This window comes from Nonomuraea sp. NPDC049709 (assembly GCF_040674815.1).
GTDB lineage: Bacteria > Actinomycetota > Actinomycetes > Streptosporangiales > Streptosporangiaceae > Nonomuraea.
The window spans coordinates 43,517-58,539 of sequence record NZ_JBFANM010000040.1 but is presented as its reverse complement, the minus strand read 5'-3'; the positions used below and the strand labels follow the sequence as shown (position 1 = coordinate 58,539).

Genomic DNA, 15,023 nt, shown 5'->3' with positions numbered 1-15,023 from the left:
CAGGCGGACCCATCCGCACCGACAACGGCGTCCTGCGCATCGGCGGCAACAGCCTCTGGGGCGAATGGTTCAACGGCCTCATCGACGAAGTACGCATCTACCACCGGGCCCTCAACGCCACCGAGATCCAGACGGACATGAACACACCCGTCTCCTGAGCCATCTCCCTGACGCGGACCCCCGGCGCGCGCCCACCGCGTCCGGGGGTCCGCCATGTTCCGGGGTGGAACCTCCGTACCTCCGACCCCGTTACCCGTGGTGTGGAGCGACACGGGCGTTGTTCCCGATTTGGCGGGAATGCTTTCGCGCTCACGAGGGTTGAGTCGGGTAGGCTCAAGTCGTTTGACAAAGACGACTCGCATCCATACGTTGAGTCCAACAGACTCAACTTTGACTACAAGGACGTACTCATGGCACGTGCGGTAGGTATCGACCTTGGGACGACCAACTCCGTCGTCTCGATCCTCGAGGGCGGTGAGCCCACCGTCATCGCCAACGCGCAGGGCTCGCGGACCACGCCGTCCGTGGTCGCCTTCGCGAAGAACGGCGAGGTCCTGGTCGGTGAGGTCGCCAAGAGGCAGGCCGTCACCAACGTCGACCGGACGATCCGCTCGGTCAAGCGGGAGATGGGCACCAACTGGTCCCAGGAGATCGACGGCAAGAAGTTCTCGCCGCAGCAGATCAGCGCCTTCGTGCTGCAGAAGCTCAAGCAGGACGCCGAGGCCTACCTGGGCGAGAAGATCACCGACGCGGTGGTCACCGTTCCCGCCTACTTCAACGACGCCCAGCGCCAGGCCACCAAGGAGGCCGGCACGGTGGCGGGCCTCAACGTGCTCCGCATCATCAACGAGCCGACCGCGGCGGCCCTCGCCTACGGGCTCGACAAGGAGCAGGACCAGACCATCCTGGTCTTCGACCTCGGTGGCGGCACCTTCGACGTGTCGCTGCTCGACGTCGGCCAGGAGGACGGCCACGGCTTCGTCGAGGTCAAGGCCACCTCCGGTGACAACCACCTCGGCGGTGACGACTGGGACCAGCGCGTCGTCGACGAGCTGGTCAAGCGCTTCCAGAACGCGCACGGCGTCGACCTGGCCAAGGACAAGATGGCGCTCCAGCGCCTGCGCGAGGCGGCCGAGAAGGCCAAGATCGAGCTGTCCAGCCAGTCCGAGACCAACATCAACCTCCCCTACATCACCGCCTCCTCCGAGGGCCCGCTGCACCTCGACGAGAAGCTGACCCGCTCCGAGTTCCAGCGGCTCACCGCCGACCTGCTCGAGCGGACCAAGGGCCCGTTCCACCAGGTCATCAAGGACGCCGGCATCAAGGTCGCCGACATCGCCCACGTGGTGCTCGTCGGCGGCTCGACCCGCATGCCCGCCGTCTCCGAGCTCGTCAAGGAGCTGACCGGCGGCAAGGAGCCCAACAAGGGCGTCAACCCGGACGAGGTCGTCGCCATCGGCGCCGCCCTGCAGGCCGGCGTGCTCAAGGGTGAGGTCAAGGACGTCCTGCTGCTCGACGTGACCCCGCTGTCGCTGGGCATCGAGACCAAGGGCGGCATCTTCACCAAGATCATCGAGCGCAACACGACGATCCCCACGAAGCGCTCCGAGGTCTTCACCACGGCCGAGGACAACCAGCCGTCGGTGCAGATCCAGGTCTACCAGGGCGAGCGCGAGATCGCTTCGTACAACAAGAAGCTGGCGACCTTCGAGCTGACCGGCATCGCGCCGGCGCCGCGCGGCATCCCGCAGATCGAGGTCACCTTCGACATCGACGCCAACGGCATCGTCAACGTCTCCGCCAAGGACCTGGGCACGGGCAAGGAGCAGACGATGACGATCACCGGCGGCTCCGCGCTGCCGAAGGACGACATCGAGCGGATGATGCGCGAGGCCGAGTCGTACGCCGAGGAGGACAAGAAGCGCCGCGAGGAGGCCGAGGTCCGCAACAACGCCGACGGGCTCGCCTACCAGACGGAGAAGTTCCTCCGCGAGAACGACGACAAGGTCCCCGGCGACATCAAGACCGAGGTCAACGACGCCCTGGCCGAGCTGAAGAAGGCTCTTGAGGGCACCGACACCGACGTCATCCGCAACTCGGCGGAGAAGCTCGCCACGGTCAGCCAGAAGATGGGTTCGGCGATCTACGCTCAGAGCCAGGGCCAGCAGGCCGGCGGCGAGGGCGCCCCGCAGGACACCTCGGCCGGCCAGGACCAGAAGGCCGATGACGACGTGGTCGAGGCCGAGATCGTCGACGATGACCAGCCGAAGAAGGACCAGTGATGCCGCCGCGTGAAAACGGGCACGAGGAGCCGGTGATCCGCGACAACCGCAAGATCGACCCGGAGACGGGCCAGGTCAGAGAGGCGCCGACCGTGCCACAAGAGGTGCCGGCCGACGTGCTGGAGGCGCAGGACGGCGAGCTGGCGGCCCAGCTCGCCGAGCGGACCGCGGACCTTCAGCGCCTTCAGGCCGAGTACACGAACTACCGCAGGAGGGTCGAGCGCGACCGCGTCGCGGTCCGCGAGCAGGCCGTCGCCGGGGTGCTGGCGGAGCTCCTGCCCGTGCTCGACGACATCGGCCGGGCTCGCGACCACGGCGAGCTGACCGGCGGCTTCGCGAAGGTGGCGGAGTCGCTGGAGTCGGCGGTCACCAAGCTGGGCCTCAGCTCCTTCGGGCAGAAGGGCGACCCGTTCGACCCGACGGTCCACGAGGCGCTGATGCACAGCTACTCGACGGAGGTGACCGAGCCGACCGCCGTCGAGGTGTTGCAGCCTGGATACCGGATGGGTGACAGGGTGCTGCGCCCGGCGCGGGTGGCCGTCGCCGAGCCCGAGGACGCCCCAGCCGCGTCCAATGACGACGACAACTGATCACAAGGACGAAGGGCCGTAGATGAGCACCAAGGACTACCTGGAAAAGGACTACTACGCCGTCCTTGGTGTGCCCAAGACCGCCACCGCCGACGAGATCAAGAAGGCCTACCGGAAGCTGGCCAGGCAATACCACCCCGACACCAACCAGGGTGACGCGACCAAGGAGACCAAGTTCAAGGAGGTCTCCGAGGCTTACGACGTCCTGTCGGACGGCAAGCGCCGCAAGGAATACGACGACGCGCGCACGCTGTTCGGGTCCGGGGTGGGCGGCCAGCGGCCCGGCGGTGGCGGTTTCCCGTTCGACTTCGGTGACCTGTTCGGCGGCACCAGCCAGCAGGGCCAGGGCGGGGGCGCGGGTGAGCGGCTCGGTGACCTGTTCGGCGGGCTGTTCAACCGGGGCGGCGGGCCCCGCACGACCAGCGCCACCCGGCCGCGGCGGGGCCAGGACATCGAGTCCGAGGTCACGCTGACGTTCACCGAGGCCGTCGAGGGCACCACCGTGTCGCTCAGGCTGACCAGCTCCGCCGCCTGTGCCGCGTGCACCGGCACCGGCGCCAAGGCGGGCACGACCCCCAGGGTCTGCCCCACCTGCGAGGGCACCGGCGCGGCCAGCCGCAACCTGGGCAACTTCGCCTTCTCCGAGCCGTGCCGCGACTGCAAGGGCCGCGGGCTGATCGTGGACGACCCCTGCCCCGTGTGCGAGGGCAGCGGCCGGGCCAAGAGCACCCGCACCATCCAGGCGCGCATTCCCGCGGGGGTGGCCGACGGCCAGCGGGTCAAGCTCAAGGCGAAGGGCGCTCCGGGGGAGAACGGCGGCCCGGCGGGCGACCTCTACATCCAGACGCACGTCAAGTCGCACGCCGTGTTCGGCCGGATGGGCGACAACCTGACGATCACCGTGCCGGTGACGTTCACGGAGGCCGCTCTGGGGGCCGAGATCAAGGTGCCGATCCTCAAGGGCATGCCGGTCACGCTGCGCATCCCCGCGGGCACGCCCAACGGGCGCACGTTCCGCGTCCGCGGCAGGGGCGTCACCAGGAAAGACGGGACGAAGGGCGACCTGCTCGCCAGCGTCGAGGTGATCGTGCCGAAGACGCTCGACGACAAGTCGCGCGAGCTTCTCACCGAGTTCAACACCGCGACCGCGGGCGAGGACCCGCGCGCTGAGCTCATTCAGCGAGCCAGAAGCGAGTAAGCCGATGGACGCCAACTATTTCGACCTTTCAGATGACACCCCTGTCTATGTGATTTCGGTGGCCGCGCAGCTGTCCGGGCTCCACCCGCAGACGCTGCGCCAGTACGACCGGCTCGGCCTGGTCAGTCCTGGGCGCACGGCGGGGCGCGGCCGCCTCTACTCGACACGCGACATCATCCAGCTCCGCGAGGTGCAGCGCCTCTCCCAGGAGGAGGGCATCAACCTCGCGGGGATCAAGCGGATTCTCGAGCTCGAGAACGAAGCGCTGCGGCTGCGTGAGGAGGTCCACCGCCTGCGAGCCGAGATGCGGATGGTCAGAGCGCTGATCCGCTACGAGCTGCCACCGGGGGCCTAGGAACATGGACTACAAGCTCACCCAGAAGAGCCAGGAAGCGCTCTCGGGTGCCATGCGGCGCGCCGCCGCGGAGGGCAACCCCGAGATCTCGCCGGCTCACCTGCTGACCACTCTGCTCTCCCAGACGGGCGGCACCGCCGTGCCGCTGCTGGAGGCCGTCGGCGCCGACTGGCGCACGCTGCGCGCCCGCACCGAGGAGCAGCTCGCGGCGCTGCCGAAGGCACAGGGCTCGACGGTGGGGGCACCGTCGAGCTCCCGCCAGCTCCTGACGGTGATGAACACCGCCGCCCAGCACGCCAACCGCCTCGAAGACCTCTACGTCTCGACCGAGCACCTGCTGGTCGGCCTGGCCGCCGACGGGGGCCAGTCGGCCGAGCTGCTCAAGGCGCAGGGCGCGACGCCGCAGGCGCTGCTCGACGCCTTCGAGAAAGTACGCGGCAACGCCCGCGTCACCAGCGAGACCCCGGAGGACACCTACCAGGCGCTGGAGAAATACGGCGTCGACCTGACCGAGCACGCCCGGGGCGGCAAGCTCGACCCGGTCATCGGCCGCGACTCCGAGATCCGCCGCGTGGTCCAGGTCCTCAGCCGCCGCACCAAGAACAACCCGGTGCTCATCGGCGAGCCCGGCGTCGGCAAGACCGCGGTCGTCGAGGGCCTGGCCCAGCGCATCGTGGCCGGCGACGTGCCGGAGTCGCTGCGCAACAAGCGGCTCATCTCCCTCGACCTGAGCGCGATGGTGGCGGGCGCGAAATACCGCGGCGAGTTCGAGGAGCGGCTCAAGGCCGTGCTCTCCGAGATCAAGGAGAGCAACGGGCAGATCGTGACGTTCATCGACGAGCTGCACACCGTCGTCGGCGCGGGGGCCGCCGAGGGCGCGATGGACGCCGGCAACATGCTCAAGCCCATGCTGGCCCGCGGCGAGCTGCGCATGATCGGCGCGACCACGCTCGACGAATACCGCGAGCGCATCGAGAAGGACCCGGCGCTGGAGCGCCGCTTCCAGCAGGTCTACGTGGGCGAGCCCACGGTCGAGGACACGATCGCGATCCTGCGCGGGCTCAAGGGCCGCTACGAGGCCCACCACCAGGTGCAGATCGCCGACGGCGCGCTGGTGGCCGCCGCCGCGCTGTCCGACCGCTACATCACCAACCGCTTCCTCCCCGACAAGGCCATCGACCTGGTCGACGAGGCCGCCTCGCGGCTGCGCATGGAGATCGACTCCCGTCCCGTGGAGATCGACCAGCTCCAGCGCAACGTGGACCGGATGAAGATGGAGGAGCTGGCCCTGTCGAAGGAGACCGACGAGGCCTCCGTCCAGCGGCTCGACCGGCTGCGCCAGGAGCTGGCCGACCGCCAGGAGGAGCTCAACGCCCTCGTCGGCCGCTGGGAGCACGAGAAGGCCGGGCTCAACAAGGTCGGCGAGCTGAAGAAGCAGCTCGACGAGGCGCGGGGCGCGGCCGAGCGGGCCCAGCGCGACGGCGACTTCGAGGCGGCCTCCCGGCTGATGTACGCCGAGGTGCCCCGCCTGGAGCAGGCGCTCAAGGCGGCCTCCGAGGCCGCGCCGCCGGACAACGCCATGGTCAAGGAGGAGGTCGGGGCCGACGACATCGCCGAGGTGATCTCGTCGTGGACCGGCATCCCCGCGGGGCGGCTGCTGGAGGCCGAGACGGTCAAGCTGCTGCGCATGGAGGATGAGCTGGGCCGGCGCCTCATCGGGCAGCAGCAGGCCGTACAGGCCGTCTCAGACGCCGTACGCCGCAGCCGCGCCGGCATCGCCGACCCCGACAGGCCGACGGGCTCGTTCCTGTTCCTCGGGCCGACCGGTGTGGGCAAGACGGAGCTGGCCAAGGCGCTGGCGGAGTTCCTGTTCGACGACGAGCGGGCGATGACCCGCATCGACATGAGCGAATACTCCGAGAAGCACAGCGTGGCCCGGCTCGTCGGGGCGCCTCCCGGCTACGTCGGCTACGAGGAGGGCGGCCAGCTCACCGAGGCCGTCAGGCGGCGCCCGTACACCGTGGTGCTGCTCGACGAGGTCGAGAAGGCCCATCCCGAGGTGTTCGACATCCTGCTGCAGGTGCTCGACGACGGGCGGCTGACCGACGGCCAGGGCCGCACGGTCGACTTCCGCAACACGATCCTGATCCTCACCTCCAACATCGGCTCGCAGTTCCTCGTCGATCCCAAGCTGGAGAACGGCGCGAAGCGGGAAGCCGTCATGGGGGCGGTGCGCAGCTCGTTCAAGCCGGAGTTCCTCAACCGGCTCGACGACGTGATCCTCTTCGACGCGCTCGGCACCGAGGAGCTGGCGCAGATCGTCGACCTGCAGGTCGAGCGCCTGGCCCGGCGCCTGGCCGACCGCAGGCTGACGCTGGAGGTCACGCCGGCGGCCCGCGAGTGGCTGGCGATGACGGGCTACGACCCGATGTACGGCGCCCGACCGCTGCGCCGCCTGGTCCAGTCCGCCATCGGCGACAAGCTGGCCAAGGCGGTTCTGTCCGGCGAGGTGGCCGACGGCGACAAGGTCGTGGTCGAGCTGGGCGACGACGAGCTGCTCATCCAGCGCGCGGCCTGACAGCCCGTCCCGGAGCCCGGAGATCCAGGTGATCTCCGGGCTCCGGCGTGTCATGGCACGGTCATCGGGCCGCCCCTTCGGTAAGGTTCGCGCCACCCTTCGGACAAGCCGCACTCGCCCTGCCGGAGGCATGACTACGTTCGGCGTTCGTCAGATCACCGAAATCGATCAGGGGGACGTGCAGTGTCATTCCAGAAGATCCGGAGCATGATCGCGGTGGCCGCTCTGACCGCGGGTGTCAGCTGGCTGTGCGCGGGCCCCTCGGCGGCCGGCAGCTGCGCCGGCACCGAGCCCGCGCTGTTGTCGCCCACCTCGATCGCCAACTTCTGCGACGAGCACGCCAGGCTGCGGGTGAACGACGGCGGCCCCGGGAGCAGCCGGATGCTCACCTCCGAGAGCAACAAGCTGGCCACGTCGGCCGGGGAGCTGGCCAGGCATTTGGGTCTGACCGGCCTGGCGACCGGCAAGGAGGTGCTGGGCGTGGCGGACCTGGGCGGCGTGGCGGCCACCTGGGGCATGCCCTCGCTGGCCACGGCCTCGCCCGCGTTGTTCCCCATGGTGCCGGGACCGGCCGGGATGAAGGATCTGTCGACGACGACCGGCATACCCGCGCTGCTGGCGCTGCCCGAGATGCCGCAGCGGCCGCTGGAGAGGAAGCTGCCGGGCGAGATGACGCTCGGCCACGCCCCCTACCACAACCGCATCGCCGGCAGCGGGATCGAGTCGCCGCTGGACCTGCAGCAGCCGGTGAGCGAGGTCAGTGAGGAAGTCATCGGCGTGCTGCTGCCGAAGGCGGTGGAGAGCGTCGAGGGCACCTCGATGCTGCCGGGCGGGCAGACCGCGGTGGCCGGCTTCACCGGCCTCGTGGAGGGCCTCGGACTGCGATGAGCCACCTCGTCCGGGCGCGGACCGTGCCTGCCGCGCCCGGATTCCCATAGGTCGGAGGGCCGCGGTCGCCCGGCCGCGGCCCTCCGGCGAACCACGGGACCGCACGTGTCAGGGCATGACGGAGCGCGCCCTGCCGGGACGGTCACCGCCCGGCGGGACGCGCGCCCTCAGGAGACGAGCTCGTCGAGCTCGTCCTCGGGGAGCCCGAGATCGACCCTGATGCGATAACGGGTGCGCAGCAGCGCCACCTGCTCCGGGTCGTTCTCGTCACACCGCAGGGCGGCCTGCGTCGCCCATTCGAGGCCCCCTTGCAGGTCGCCATAGGCGACCAGGGTCTCGGCGATCGTATGAGCGGTCGCCGTGGAGACGTCTCCCTCCGCGCGTATCGTCTCGATGACCTCCCTAGCCTCGTCCGGCCGGTCGAGCTCGAAGAGCGTGTCGGCGATGCCGGCACGCGGATCGAACCCGGCCTCGCCACCGTCCTCGACCGCGCGCTGGAAACACTCCATCGCGCGCGCGGGCTGGCCCGCCGCTCGCCATTCCTCGGCGGCGAGGACCAGGATGGATGCCCTGGAGACGTCGCCGGACGAATAGTCGAGTGCGACGTCGTACAGCCGACTGGCCAGGGAACTGTGGTCGTCGGCCAGCAGGGCCTGCTCAAGCAGACGATCAAGGTGCTCACGGGTCACATGCGCCACACCGCGAGACTACCGAGCCGCCCGGGCCTTTGCCCGGTCAATCCACATGGCCGGTCCCGTGCAAATTCGGTAACGTCTCGTCCAATCCTGCTCACAGAACGCGTGTCCGCCCAGGTCACAGGGCATATAACAGTCGCTTTGCCGCCACGCGAGCGAAGGGACTGTGATGGGCATGTCCAAGCAGCTGACCTTCATGCTGGCCTGTGCCGTCGTGTTGTCGGCCCTCATTCCCGGCGTGGCCGGCTATCTGTCGGCCCGGATGGAGGCCCTCGAGGCCGCGGAGAGCAACCTGCGGGCGCTGGAGGCCCGGCTGGACGTCCGCGAGGCCAGGGACGCGCGCCCGGTCTCGTTCCCGACCCCCTGCCTGCGCACGCCGGCCACGCCGCGATTCCAGCAGGTGCCCGCGACGGCGCTCGGTGAGCGCGAGCACGGGAAGCACTGGCACCGCGATCTGATCCCCGGCGCGCCGAAGGTGGCCGCCGGCAACTGATCCGGCCCCCGCCGGTGCTCTTAGCGAGGGGACCAGGATCGGAGCTGGCGGGACAGGAAGCCCCTGATCAGGTGTTTGGCCGCGTCGATGATCTCGGGTGCGCCGTCGGGGTCGCGCCGGAAGGCCAGCTTCAGCACGGCGTCGCCCGCCTCGACCGCGACGAGCACCGCCAGGTCGAGTGAGGGACTGTCCGCCAGGCCGAACTCCTTCAGGAACAGCCCGCGCAGCCGCCCGGCGATCACCGTGTTGTTGTCGGAGTCGGAGTCGAGCAGGTTGAGGTCGACGACGTCGCCGAACTGCAGGCTCTTGAAGCCGGCGACCGTCCTGTGCATGTCCACGTAGATGTCGATGATCGCGTCGACGGCCTCCCACCAGCCGCGGTAGTCCTCCTCGAGGAACCTGCGATCGACCCTGCGGACGAACTCCTCGACGTTGCGCCGGGTGAGCTCCTGGGTGATGGCCCGCTTGTCGGGAAAGAACTGGTAGACCGAGCCGATCGCCACGCCCGCCCGCTCGGCTATGCGGGTGGTGGACAGGGCCTCGTATCCGGTCTCGTCGAGCAACTCGGCACACGCGTCGAGCATGCGCTCGACACGCCGGGCGCTGCGGCGCTGTGCGGGCTGCCGCCTGAGGGCTTTGGGGTGGACGCACTCATCGTTCATTTGCGGCGTAGACACGGATTCATCTTCTCTCGTACGGGCGATCGTTACCTGCCAATTTCGGATTTCTCACGGCACTGCTCAACCGGGCGAGCCCACGCATCGCCCGCGGCGAAATCCGAGACAAGGCATACCCGACTTTCCCCTCCAAGTTCACCGGCACGACCGCCTGATTTCGGTGCACCGCCCGCAGAATGTGCGCGGCCACGCGCTCCGGCGGGTATCCGCGCCGCGCCAGACCTTGCACGGCTCCCTGGCGCAGGCCGTCGTCGGTGTACGTGGCGTTGCCCGCGATCCCCGTGGAGACGAAGCCCGGGCAGATGACGGTGACCCCGATGCCCTGACCCCCCAGCTCGGCCCTGAGACAGTCGCTGAGCATCTTCACGGCCGCCTTCGAGGTCGAGTACGCGGGCAGCACCGTGGAGGGCGCGAACGCGGCCAGGGAGGCGACGTTGACGATGTGGCCGCCCTCGCCGCGCTCGGCCATGGCGGCGCCGAAGAGCCGACACCCGTGGACGACGCCCCACAGATTGACGTCGATGGTCCTGCGCCAGTCCTCGACGGTGTGGTCGAGGAACGGCCCGGCGACCGCGATCCCCGCATTGTTCACCACAATGTCCGGCACGCCATATTCAGAGATGATATTTCGCGAAAAATCCTCCATCTGATCGCTTTTCGCCACATCGACCTGCGCCGCGTAGGCCGTACCCCCGAGATCCTCACCAATGGCGTCGGCGGCCCGCTTCGCGGCGTCCAGGTCGATATCCGCGCACACCACTTCCGCCCCATGCGCCGCGAAAGCCCGCGCGGTCGCCAGCCCGATCCCCGACCCCGCGCCGGTGATCACCACCAGCTTTCCCCCGAACGCCCCGGCCGCCCGCGCCCGCCGCAATCCCCGGGAGGCCGGCGCGCCTTCGGCGTGCTCCACGAACTCCGCGATCATCCCGGCGACGACCTCCGGGCGGCTCCGGTGCGCCCAGTGCCCGGTCGCGATCCTGCGGTGCCAGAGCCTGGGCGCCCATCGCCCCACGGCGGCGAGCAGCGCCGGGGTGACGTACGGGTCGTGGGTGGCCTCGACGAGCTGCACGGGCACCTCGGGGACGCGCGGATCGAGCCCGGAGCCCCCCAGCGGCATGTTCCGCCGGTAGAGCCACAGCCCGTTGAGCCCGTCCCTGCTCAGGGTGTCGGCCGGATGCCCGGGCCGGGGCGGCGCCCCCAGGGCTCGGGAGACGATCCCCGGCAGGACCGTCCGCCACGCCAGCTCGGGCAACACCGGGACCTGAAATGCTCCGATATACCAGGACTTGAGGCGCTGCATCGCCACGTCGCGCCGCCGCCCGTGCCGCGTGAAATCCGCCGCCTGCCGCAGCCCCGGCCCGCCCAGGCTGGTGAACGACGCCAGCCGGTCGCGGATCCCCGCCCGGCCGAGCGCCTCCCACCCCTGCAGCGAGCCCCAGTCGTGCCCGACGAGGTGCACCCGGGGCGCGCCGACCGCCTCGATCACCGCGCCGAGATCGGCGATCAGCCGGTCGAAGCCGTAGTCGCCCCGGTCGCGTGGGGCCGTGGACCGCCCGGCGCCGCGCACGTCGTATCGCACCACGCGGAAACGGTCGCGCAGCAACGCGGCCACCTCGTCCCAGACGCGATGCGTGTCCGGATAGCCGTGCAGGAGCAGCACGACCGGCTTGCCCGGATCACCCTCCTCGAAGACCGCCAGCCGCACGTCACCGGACTCGACCCACCGCATCGCGACCTCCTATTGGACGGACTGTCCAGCAGAATAGATCGATCAGGGTCGCGCGGCCAGCCCCGTGCACGACCGCAGCGCCTTCCAGTCCGCCACGGCCTGGGTCCGGGCGGACCCTGTCATCGGTATCGGGATACCCCCCTGGATGGTCGCCGGAGTCCAGGCGTCCTTGAGAATCTTCCGCCCGTTGATCGTCAGCGTCAGCACGCCGGTCCTGCCGGTCGTCGCCGGGTTGGAGTTGTAGAAGACGAAGTTGCCCATGCCGTAGTTGACGTAGGCGTTGTCCAGGTACCCCGACCCGAGCAGGATGTGCGCGTGCCCGCCGACCACCACGTCGGCCCCCGCCTCGACCAGCTTGGGAGCGAGCGAGCGCTGTGCCTCGTTGGGGCACTTCTGCATCTCGGTGCCCCAGTGCAGGTGGACGATCACGGTGTCGGAGTTCTTGCGCGCCTGCCGTACCGCCCGCAGCAGGGCCGTCTCGTTCTTCGCCGAGGCCAGCCCGCCCTTGTCCGCCGTGGCCGTCCACGACTGGATGAACTCCGCGTCCAGCACCTGCGTGGCCCCGATGATCGCCACCCGGTTGCCGTTCACGACCTTCCGGAAGGGCCGGTACGCCTCCGCAGCGTCCGCCCCGATCCCCACCACGGGGAACTTGCTGCGCTTGACCGCCGCCAGCGAGTCGGCCAGCCCGCTCTCCATGTAGTCCATGCCGTGGTTGTTCGCCATGGAGGCGACGTCCACCCCCGCGCCCTTCAGCGCGGTCAACGCGCTGGCCGGAGCCCTGAACGTGAACTGCTTGCCCGGCGCCGGCGTCCCCCCGGTGGTGATCGCCGTCTCCAGGTTCACCATTGATAAGTCGGCCTTGCGCAGCGTGCTCGCGATCGGCCCGAGCGCCGTGCGCGGGCTGGCCAGCCTCCCCCGCAACATCCCCTCGAAGTGCACGTCCCCGCCGAACGCGATCGTGTACGGCCTCCGCTCCGGCGTCGGCTTCCTGCTCGGCGAGGGGGCCGCCTGCCGCTCCACCTGCCCGCTCTGCGGCTCCCTCTCGGGCGGCGACGAGCACGCGGCCAGCGACGCGACGACAGCGAAAACCGGGAGGGCACGGGGGAATCTCATCTGCCGCCACTTCCGCTCGAATCCTGTCTTTCAGGGATCGAGCATGCCATGTGGGGCGGATTACCGCGCAGCCTCCCGAATCCTGGACATAGCGGAACGAGTGTCGTCATCCATCGGCGAGTACACAATCAGCCGCAACTCGGGCACTGCCATGAGGCTGGTCGTGCTGAAGCGCAACATCCCGAGTTCCCGGTGCTTGTATCCCTTCACCCGCGGCCCGGGCTCGGCCACGTCCTGCCGCGCCCACAGCCGCGCGAACTCGGCGCTCTCCGAGCTGAGCCGCCGGACGAAGTCCTGCCAGCATGGGTCGTCCGCGTGCCGGGTGTAGGCGCCCCTGAAGACCGCCACGGCCCGGGCGAGTTCCTGGTCGCGGTCGAGCAGCACCGTCACGGGCGAGGGGTTCAGGCAGGTCTGCCAGAGCGAGTTCCGCTCCCCTTCCGGCGCGGCGACCAGCTCGGGGAACAGGGCCGCGTAGGAGTCGTTCGAGGCCAGGACGTCGCACCGGCTGTTGGTCACGCAGGCCGGCAGGTCGCCGAGCCGGTCGAGGATCTCCTGCATCTCGGGCGTCACCTGGCCCGAGTCCACGGGGATCGGCTCCTCCGCCTGCCCGGCCAGCCGGTAGAGGTGGTGGCGCTCGGCGGTGTCGAGCCGGAGCGTGCGCGCGATCGCGTCGAGCACCTGGCTGCTGGCGTTGATCGGGCGCCCCTGCTCCAGCCACGTGTACCAGGTGACGCCCACGCCCGCGAGCTGCGCCACCTCCTCGCGGCGCAGCCCGGGAGTGCGCCTGCGCGGGCCCGGCGCGAGATCGACCATCTCGGGCGTGATCCGCTCGCGCCGGGTGCGCAGGAACGCCGAGAGATCGGTACGTCGTGCTTCTGCCACGCTCATCCCTCCACTATCGGGTGAAACGGCGACACTTAGCCAGTTACCATCAATACCAGGATAAATTGGCTCTCGTTACTGGTACCGGATCCCCGGCAGACTCATCAGCATGTCGCAAACTGCCGCTTTTCCCCCTCCCGTGGGCACAAAGCCACAGGAGGCCTCAAAGGCCAGCGGTCTGCTCCTGGCGATCATCCTCGTAGGGCAGTTCCTGGCCATCCTGAACGTCAACATCGTCAACGTGGCCACCCCCACCATCGAGTCCGACCTGCACTCGTCAGGCGCGGGGCTGCAGATGATCGTCGCCGGTTACACCATTGTCTACGCCGTCCTTCTGATCACTGGAGCCAGGGTCGGTGACCTGTTCGGCTACCGCAAGGCGTTTCTCGGCGGCCTGGCGGTCTTCACGATCACCACGCTCGCCGCGGGCCTGGCGCCCTCGACGGGCTGGCTGGTGGCCTCCCGGCTGCTGCAGGGCGCCGGGGCCGCGATGATGATGCCGCAGGTGCTGACGCTGATCCAGCGCAACTATCGGGGTGCGGCCAGAGGCCGGGCGATCGGCCTGTGGTCCCTGGTGATCAGCGGTGGCATCGTGGTCGGCCAGGCGCTCGGCGGGATCCTGCTGGGCTTCGGGCTGGGCTGGCGGATCGTGTTCCTGGTGCTGGTGCCGATCGGGGCGCTGCTCCTGCTCGCGGGGATCCGGGTGCTGCCCGCCGACGAGGGCGGCGGCAAGACCGGGCTCGACCCCTGGGGCCTGGTGACCCTGTCCGCCGCCGTGCTGCTCTTCGTGGTGCCGCTGGTGCTCGGGCGCGACCTCGGCTGGCCGGCGTGGGGCTGGGTCTCGATGGCGCTGAGCGTGGCGGCGTTCGCGGCGTTCGTCCGCATCGAGCGCTGGGTGACCGGGCGCGGCGGGCGCCCGCTGGTGGACGCCCGCGTGCTGCGCGCGCCCGGCATGCGGCCGGGGCTGGCGATCCTGCTGTTCGGCCCGGCCACGTGGGGCGCGTTCCTGTTCACCTCGGCCCTGCACCTGCAGGGCGACCTGCACCTGACGCCGCTGGCCTCCGGCATGATGCTGGTGCCGTGCGCGCTGGCCTTCGGCCTGGTCGGGCTCGCCTGGCCGCGCCTCCCGCCGCGCCTGCAGCGCACGCTGGTGCCGTTCGGCTACGTGGTGGCCGCGCCGGCCTACCTCGGGCTCGGGCTGGCCGCCGGGGGCGGGCTCCCGTACGCGGTCATGAGCGCCCTCATCGGCGCCGGCCTCGGCGTGCAGGTCGCGGTGACCAACATGGCGACCGAGCAGGTGGACGGCGCGTACGCGGCCGACGCCAGCGGCGCGCTGCTCACCGTGATGCAGCTCGGCCAGGTGATCGGCGTCTCCACGGTGGGAACGCTGTTCATCACGCTCAGCCAGGGCCAGGACACGGGCTCGGCCTCCCTGCTCTCCTCCCTCGCGATGGCAGGCCTGGCCGTCCTCGCCGGGCTGAGCTCCCTCTTCCTGGTACGGCGCCGCGCACCGGTCCCCGCATAACTTGGATAATTCCTT

Annotated in this window: 13 protein-coding genes and 1 pseudogene; 9 read left to right on the top strand and 5 right to left on the bottom strand. The window is 69.9% G+C overall.

The genetic code is table 11. From position 1 onward, the window contains the following. The 7 genes and pseudogenes from AB0J69_RS34745 to AB0J69_RS34715 form a co-directional block, all read left to right on the top strand. A partial coding sequence (locus tag AB0J69_RS34745) for a LamG-like jellyroll fold domain-containing protein (RefSeq protein WP_364126347.1) occupies positions 1–158 on the top strand: 158 nt, incomplete at its 5' end. 252 nt (positions 159–410) lie between these two features. After that, the gene (dnaK, locus tag AB0J69_RS34740) at positions 411–2,282 is read left to right on the top strand and encodes a molecular chaperone DnaK (RefSeq protein WP_364126197.1); all 1,872 of its coding nucleotides are present in this window, start codon (positions 411–413) and stop codon (positions 2,280–2,282) included. Beyond that, entirely contained in the window at positions 2,282–2,872 is a 591-nt protein-coding gene (gene grpE, locus AB0J69_RS34735; protein ID WP_364126194.1) for a nucleotide exchange factor GrpE, read from the top strand. Before dnaK ends, grpE begins: the two co-directional genes overlap by 1 nt. Before the next feature lie 22 nt (positions 2,873–2,894). After that, positions 2,895–4,070 carry a molecular chaperone DnaJ gene (dnaJ, locus tag AB0J69_RS34730; RefSeq protein ID WP_364126191.1) on the top strand — a complete coding sequence of 392 codons (1,176 nt, stop codon included), beginning with the start codon at positions 2,895–2,897 and terminating at the stop codon, positions 4,068–4,070. Positions 4,071–4,074: 4 nt separating this feature from the next. Continuing rightward, positions 4,075–4,356 (top strand): annotated as a pseudogene (locus AB0J69_RS34725) (helix-turn-helix transcriptional regulator); the annotation flags it as partial. Between the two features lie 73 nt (positions 4,357–4,429). After that, positions 4,430–7,003 (top strand): ATP-dependent chaperone ClpB, encoded by a 2,574-nt coding sequence (clpB, locus tag AB0J69_RS34720; protein ID WP_364126188.1) that lies wholly within the window; start codon positions 4,430–4,432, stop codon positions 7,001–7,003. Positions 7,004–7,210: 207 nt separating this feature from the next. After that, the gene (locus tag AB0J69_RS34715; RefSeq protein WP_364126185.1) at positions 7,211–7,891 is read left to right on the top strand and encodes a hypothetical protein; all 681 of its coding nucleotides are present in this window, start codon (positions 7,211–7,213) and stop codon (positions 7,889–7,891) included. Between the two features lie 167 nt (positions 7,892–8,058). Here AB0J69_RS34715 and AB0J69_RS34710 read toward each other — a convergent pair whose 3' ends face one another. Next, positions 8,059–8,589 (bottom strand): tetratricopeptide repeat protein, encoded by a 531-nt coding sequence (locus AB0J69_RS34710; RefSeq protein WP_364126182.1) that lies wholly within the window; start codon positions 8,587–8,589, stop codon positions 8,059–8,061. Between the two features lie 172 nt (positions 8,590–8,761). Here AB0J69_RS34710 and AB0J69_RS34705 point away from each other — a divergent pair, with 172 nt between their 5' ends. Beyond that, the gene (locus tag AB0J69_RS34705) at positions 8,762–9,079 is read left to right on the top strand and encodes a hypothetical protein (RefSeq protein WP_364126179.1); all 318 of its coding nucleotides are present in this window, start codon (positions 8,762–8,764) and stop codon (positions 9,077–9,079) included. Positions 9,080–9,099: 20 nt separating this feature from the next. Here AB0J69_RS34705 and AB0J69_RS34700 read toward each other — a convergent pair whose 3' ends face one another. The 4 genes from AB0J69_RS34700 to AB0J69_RS34685 are packed head-to-tail and all read right to left on the bottom strand — an operon-like array spanning position 9,100 to position 13,489. Further along, positions 9,100–9,741 (bottom strand): TetR/AcrR family transcriptional regulator, encoded by a 642-nt coding sequence (locus tag AB0J69_RS34700; RefSeq protein ID WP_364126344.1) that lies wholly within the window; start codon positions 9,739–9,741, stop codon positions 9,100–9,102. 19 nt (positions 9,742–9,760) lie between these two features. After that, positions 9,761–11,485, bottom strand: coding sequence for an SDR family oxidoreductase (locus tag AB0J69_RS34695; RefSeq protein ID WP_364126176.1), 1,725 nt, complete (start codon positions 11,483–11,485; stop codon positions 9,761–9,763). Between the two features lie 42 nt (positions 11,486–11,527). Beyond that, on the bottom strand, positions 11,528–12,601 hold the full coding sequence (locus AB0J69_RS34690; RefSeq protein WP_364126173.1) for a CapA family protein: 1,074 nt from the start codon (positions 12,599–12,601) through the stop codon (positions 11,528–11,530). Between the two features lie 60 nt (positions 12,602–12,661). Then, on the bottom strand, positions 12,662–13,489 hold the full coding sequence (locus AB0J69_RS34685) for a helix-turn-helix transcriptional regulator (RefSeq protein WP_364126170.1): 828 nt from the start codon (positions 13,487–13,489) through the stop codon (positions 12,662–12,664). Between the two features lie 133 nt (positions 13,490–13,622). Here AB0J69_RS34685 and AB0J69_RS34680 point away from each other — a divergent pair, with 133 nt between their 5' ends. Continuing rightward, positions 13,623–15,008, top strand: a complete 1,386-nt coding sequence (locus AB0J69_RS34680; protein ID WP_364126167.1) for an MFS transporter — start codon at positions 13,623–13,625, stop codon at positions 15,006–15,008. The last annotated feature ends 15 nt before the right edge of the window (positions 15,009–15,023 follow it).

Coding starts and splice junctions, on each gene's coding strand:
- clpB (WP_364126188.1), top strand. CDS start 4,430: ATGGACTACAAGCTCACCCAGAAGAGCCAGGAAGCGCTCTCGGGTGCC.
- AB0J69_RS34685 (WP_364126170.1), bottom strand. CDS start 13,489: ATGAGCGTGGCAGAAGCACGACGTACCGATCTCTCGGCGTTCCTGCGC.
- AB0J69_RS34690 (WP_364126173.1), bottom strand. CDS start 12,601: ATGAGATTCCCCCGTGCCCTCCCGGTTTTCGCTGTCGTCGCGTCGCTG.
- dnaJ (WP_364126191.1), top strand. CDS start 2,895: ATGAGCACCAAGGACTACCTGGAAAAGGACTACTACGCCGTCCTTGGT.
- AB0J69_RS34715 (WP_364126185.1), top strand. CDS start 7,211: ATGATCGCGGTGGCCGCTCTGACCGCGGGTGTCAGCTGGCTGTGCGCG.
- dnaK (WP_364126197.1), top strand. CDS start 411: ATGGCACGTGCGGTAGGTATCGACCTTGGGACGACCAACTCCGTCGTC.
- AB0J69_RS34705 (WP_364126179.1), top strand. CDS start 8,762: ATGTCCAAGCAGCTGACCTTCATGCTGGCCTGTGCCGTCGTGTTGTCG.
- AB0J69_RS34700 (WP_364126344.1), bottom strand. CDS start 9,741: ATGAACGATGAGTGCGTCCACCCCAAAGCCCTCAGGCGGCAGCCCGCA.
- grpE (WP_364126194.1), top strand. CDS start 2,282: ATGCCGCCGCGTGAAAACGGGCACGAGGAGCCGGTGATCCGCGACAAC.
- AB0J69_RS34695 (WP_364126176.1), bottom strand. CDS start 11,485: ATGCGGTGGGTCGAGTCCGGTGACGTGCGGCTGGCGGTCTTCGAGGAG.